The 5284-nt window shown below is 34.3% G+C and carries 5 protein-coding genes; 1 reads left to right on the forward strand and 4 read right to left on the reverse strand.

Annotation, left to right across the window (positions count from 1 at the left end; translation table 11 throughout):
- Positions 1–103: 103 nt before the first annotated feature.
- The 3 genes from JZI27_RS24655 to JZI27_RS24665 form a co-directional block, all read right to left on the reverse strand.
- A complete protein-coding gene (locus JZI27_RS24655) occupies positions 104–1255 on the reverse strand; it encodes a DUF6161 domain-containing protein (protein WP_280209808.1) in 1152 nt (383 codons plus the stop codon).
- A 153-nt stretch (positions 1256–1408) separates the two neighbouring features.
- The gene (locus tag JZI27_RS24660; protein ID WP_280209809.1) at positions 1409–1993 is read right to left on the reverse strand and encodes a type II toxin-antitoxin system PemK/MazF family toxin; all 585 of its coding nucleotides are present in this window, start codon (positions 1991–1993) and stop codon (positions 1409–1411) included.
- Positions 1994–2206: a hypothetical protein gene (locus JZI27_RS24665; protein WP_280209810.1), complete on the reverse strand. Its 213-nt coding sequence runs from the start codon at positions 2204–2206 to the stop codon at positions 1994–1996. It abuts the gene before it with no gap.
- Positions 2207–2583: 377 nt separating this feature from the next.
- On the opposite strand from JZI27_RS24665, the gene JZI27_RS24670 reads away from it, so the two are divergent.
- Entirely contained in the window at positions 2584–3474 is an 891-nt protein-coding gene (locus tag JZI27_RS24670; protein ID WP_280209811.1) for a hypothetical protein, read from the forward strand.
- Positions 3475–3598: 124 nt separating this feature from the next.
- Here JZI27_RS24670 and JZI27_RS24675 read toward each other — a convergent pair whose 3' ends face one another.
- Positions 3599–3955: a response regulator gene (locus JZI27_RS24675; RefSeq protein WP_280209812.1), complete on the reverse strand. Its 357-nt coding sequence runs from the start codon at positions 3953–3955 to the stop codon at positions 3599–3601.
- Positions 3956–5284: the final 1329 nt, after the last annotated feature.

Here is a 5284-nt window from a genome sequence, read left to right on the forward strand (position 1 = left end):
TGGTTGGTAACTACAAACCCCCACAGTGGACTTTCACCACCTAGTTAATCGCCATGCGTGGCGCACCAAAAAAAGAATGCCGTTTAAGCATTCTTTGTCATCGTTATTTCGGTGTCCCTGTATTCTTCATTATTTGGGACCACAGTCCTTCGGGGACTGTAGGACTTGAATCACCCTTCAACAATCCAGTATCAGCTCTGCTAAACAATGACTGAAGAATAATTGATCTTTCAGAATCATCAATTCCTTTTTCTTTTACTAGCGCAAGATATACAAATGTAAGTTGGTACCTCTCTTTTGCGTCTCTTGATAAGTGATAAGCACTTTTTGAAAGTAGAACGAATAATCTAATAAGATAAATCACTACTGAACTAAATAAACCTAATAGTAAAGTTGCTTTTAATGAATTAATCGTAAACTGCTCTCCATGGAAGATCGTTTCAGGATTACCGAACAAAATAATTAATAAGATAATAGTAAAAATTCCCGTAGTAACAGCTGCCCAGTTCCTCCAAGTATCCCCCTTGGTTTTATACTCATTACTTAGTTGATTCCAATAATCAGCTGGTCCTTCTAACTTTAACTTCTCCGTGTATAAATTCACCAAGTCAACTAGTTCAGTTTGCTTTTCACTTAGAAATCTTTCAACCTCTTCTTGTTTTGTTTTATACTCATGGTATAATTCATCCCTGTATTTTTCAAAAGTACTTTTTACTTTACTTAATGCTTCTCTTTGGGCTGCTACATTTGGTTCCATGATCTGATTTTGCTCTTCCCAAAAATAAGTATTCATTACTCCTTTAAAAAACTGTTTACTTGCTAGATTACTCGTGCTATTTTCGACCAAGTAATTGAACGCTGCACTACCTAGTTCCCTGGATAACCCATACTGTTCTTTTAAGTAATGTGCAATATCTGTTGAAGAGTATAATCCATATTTGTTTTTCCCTCTAACTAAATTAATCGCATTTAAAATATTCTGATTTGCGTGATTTAAATCAATATCTTGATTAAGTAGTGCTTGTTCAAGTTCATTAACAATCGATTTAAAATAATTATTTATATGATAGAATCCACCATCGCTACAATTTGACCAAAATTCAACTTCTTCTTTCATAAATCGATATAAATAGTTAATATCTCCGTTAAAATCTTTTTCAATATCTTCTGGATATAAATATATCTTTACGTTGTGATTTCTAAAACTATCTTGCAACTCTGTATTAAATCTCTTAACCTCAATAGTAGTGCTCATTAACACATACTCCTTTGTATGTCCTCTAATTACTTTATTATATCAATGAACATTATTGAGTTGGAAGATTTTTATTCATTTGGCATATAATCCTACAAACTACAAAGCAAGGGAGAGACAAATCAAAAACCACCTGTCCGAAGGATGGTGGTTTTAGGTATTAATAACAGGAGTTATTTGTTCATCATCTTCAATCAAACCAAGATCCAGACATTCCAAGATGTTATCCTCTATAACCTGCATGTATTCTTCTGGTACTTGTTTCGATCTGCGTTGTAACATACCTTTGTGTATGCTTGTCATTTCACTAATGTCTACATAACATTCTTTTCCAGTAACATGCTGAGGTATAAACACAAAAGCAGGGTGGTTATTTGCGATCATTTTCTTGTACCACTGCTTAGTTTTATCCTTTTCGCTTACGCTCATTATTGGAGCAATTTGAACGAAATCAATTTCATCAGAAGAATTAAGTGTGTCATTAGATAAAACAACGACTTTTCTAGTTTTTAGAGTGACGATAATATATTGTTCAATATTAACTAATCTTCCTTCAATTTTTCTCATTTCGAAATTACCCGCATCTTTGACAATGCTTCCACGTGAAGGATCATCCACATCAGGTAAGAAAAAGCGGAGAGGTCTTTCAGTATCTGAGGGGTAGAACAATGCTGCTTCATAAAAATACCCACGCTTTATTTCATTCCAATTCTTAGAATCCATGAAATATGTAGACACTTATTTACCATCCCCAAAAATATCATTCATATTTATTTGGCTTAATCCTCTATTGCGTTTAGAGACAACATTCCATTCTTTCAAATCTTCTTTTGTCATTTCTGCCATTTTGTTTGTTCGTCTAATAGGGGTGCGTTTCTTTTTACTCAATTCAGTACGCACAATATGTGGAATAGCAATTGCCATATTTTTCTTCCCCCGTTTCTTCCTCATAAAATACCTCCTTACTTGAAAATATAACTCAAGTATAAAATAGGAAGTATCTATAAGGTTGTTGGAAAATGTTAGTATTACTTGGTAATACTTTTGTTACCATTCTACAACTTACTTCGGAAGTTGACAAGATTTACTAGGGAAATAGTGGTATAAAAATTGCGTTAGATGGATATACTATATGATCGTGTTTTATGGTGTAAGAATATAGGGAAAAGTAATCTGTAAAACGACAGTTAAATAGTGGGTAACAAGTCATCCAATAAAACTAGAATTTCATTTTGTTTAATGATTAGTGATAAAGTAACTACTTCTGTTGCTGATTCATATTTTTGATGGTAGCATATTCCTATACCTTACATAAGGAAGTGGTACTCATGTATCAATATGTGCAAGAATATGCAAACCAAGATACACGGGATAGCTGGGACGAATGGAGTGGTTTTCGTAACTCAATAGGCAGTATTTTAACAATAGCAATCGATCGCTATAATCTTTCTACAAATCGAATTCTTGTTCTTGGTGCAGGAAACGGAAATGATGTCCCTATTGATATTATTGAGAAGTACTTTGGAGAAATTGTTATTGTCGATATTGATCCTAAAGCTTTAGATAGTTTCATGGGAAAAACAAAACAAAAAGAGAAATATACAAAAATTGTTATAGACCTGTCTGGATTTGCAGCCCAAGTGGAGAATTTAAATTTAGTCGATATAACAGATGACTCGCTGATTGAATTAATTAAAAAGATCTCTCCTAAGGTCGATTTGTCAGCAATTCATGGAAAATTTGATGTGATTTATAACGCCAACTACTTTACTCAATTAACCATTCCATTGGGCTTTAAATATCAACAAGTCCATGTGCAGCCACCCGACAGTATTAAACAAGCTATTAGTGCTATAACTAATAACACTCAAATACAACTTTTTCAACAAATTGAAAAGTTACTCAATATTAATGGAGTTTGCTTGCATTCGTCTGACTTCTTAGAATTAAATTACAACCCAATCACAAAAGAAGCGAACGAGACTTGTAAATTGGTTATGCAAGTAACAGAAGGTCTTAAGTACATCGAGAATGTTCAAACTATTAATTCATTGATTTCAGAAAAGGGACTGAGAATTGAGGGGAGTACACTTCCAGTCAGTCTAATTAAGCAGATTTTTAAAACTAATACTGTGTTTTTCTTGTACTGGCCCTTTGACCATAGTGATATGTATTTTAAAGGTTATGTTGTACAATTGTTTGTATTTCAAAAATTATAGAAGTGGGGTAAAACCCACGCTTTAAATAAGGTAAAAATAAAATATAATGGGAATTATATCAAAATATTAAAGTTAACAAATTTGAAATGATTAAAAAGCCTCCCCATAAAGGAGAGGAAGAGGTTTACATTATCTTGTTAACAGCTTCTAAGACTCTATCCGCTTGAAAAGGTTTCACCAAAAAGTCCTTTGCGCCAGCTTGAATCGCGCTTACGATCATTTGTTGTTGTCCCATAGCGGAGCACATAATAACCTTTGCGTTGGGATCGATGGACTTAATGCCTTTGACTGCATCAATTCCTTCCATTATAGGCATTGTAATGTCCATTGTTACTAAGTCAGGCTTTAATTGTGCATATTTTTCTATTGCAACTAGACCATTTTCTGCCTGACCAATCACCTCATGACCGCCTTTTTGTAAGATGTCTGTTAGTTGCAATCTCATAAACGCAGCATCATCAACTACTAGAATCCTTGCCATAAATCACATCTCCCTATATTACAGTTCTAGGACTATATTCCCAGTTTAATAAGGGAGTAAACCATTTTATAGGCTTGTAATTGTAAAGTTTTGTTTAAAGGACAGATCGCACCAGCATATATATGATCCAGTGCCATCCTCATTCCACTTCAACTTAAATACATCTCCATCTATAAGAATTTCCTCCATATTCATATTTCCTCCATGTGAAATATACTTTCTTCAAGCGAAACTCCTCCACTCGTTTATCTCGCCCACTCCGAAATTAAGTCCCTTTTTGAATTTCCTTGTTCCTCGTAAAACTTAAACCATTCCTCTACGAATGTTTCATACCTTCCATATTTACCAAACTCTTTTAAGTACAAGTCGTAAAGCCAGTCCATATACAATGCTGTTAATTTTTCCATGACAACATTACTAATTTCCTCTTTGTGTTATGGAGATTTGTAGATTACATAAACTTGCATCTCATTCCTTTGCCGTTTCCTACTCCCATTTGCAACAGATGGGTAATCGTAAACCTCAACGTATTGACCATTTTCATCACAGTAAGTATGGACTAATTCTGTTTTTTCCTCTATTGCTTGCTTCTTCTTTGCCATCTCTGATGTCACTTCCTTAATTAATGAAAATCCTTCCGTAACCGGAAGGACAGAGGGTACTCCTATTATCGTTGTCAGGGTGGTAAAATATACCTAAAGATGCGTTGGGAGAGTGAGATAGTGGAGAAGTTTTTTTACTATGTGGTACCGTCTAAGGACGTGTTTCGATATATCAAAGAGCTGAATTCTCAGGAGATACAGCATGAGGTCGAAACTAGATCGATGATACCTGGATTGAAAGTTTCTGAAGTTGCCATAGTCTTTCCTGATTTACCAGTTAGACAGTAAGGGTATATCAGAACACTTCTTCAAGGGGATGGGAAGAGGTATTGATTAGAGTACATGATCAAATGCCAATTTGATTGAATTATTCTTCTAAATCCCGCATGTAACTCTGAATAATGTGTTGATTAAAAGTGTGAAAGTCACGAACCATATCTTGTGGAATAATTCTGTTTGCTTTTTTTATCCCGTTCCTCTCCATCTGGATGTATTCCTGCTTATTTGTAAAATTAAAGGCTTCTTTGTTTTCTTGATAATCATAGTAATGTCCTAACTCGTGTACAAGACAAAACAGAATCAATTTCGATAAGTCATATCCTTTATAAACTCCGACTTCAGTTCCTTTTTGAAAATTCTCTTCAATTCTTTTGTAATCGAATCAATTTCATAAATCTGAGCCCTACGGGCTCAAGGTTTTTTGAGCATAGAAAAAGGAGTACCTCCC

The sequence above is a fragment of the Brevibacillus sp. AY1 genome (assembly GCF_029870785.1).
Taxonomy (GTDB): domain Bacteria; phylum Bacillota; class Bacilli; order Brevibacillales; family Brevibacillaceae; genus Brevibacillus; species Brevibacillus invocatus.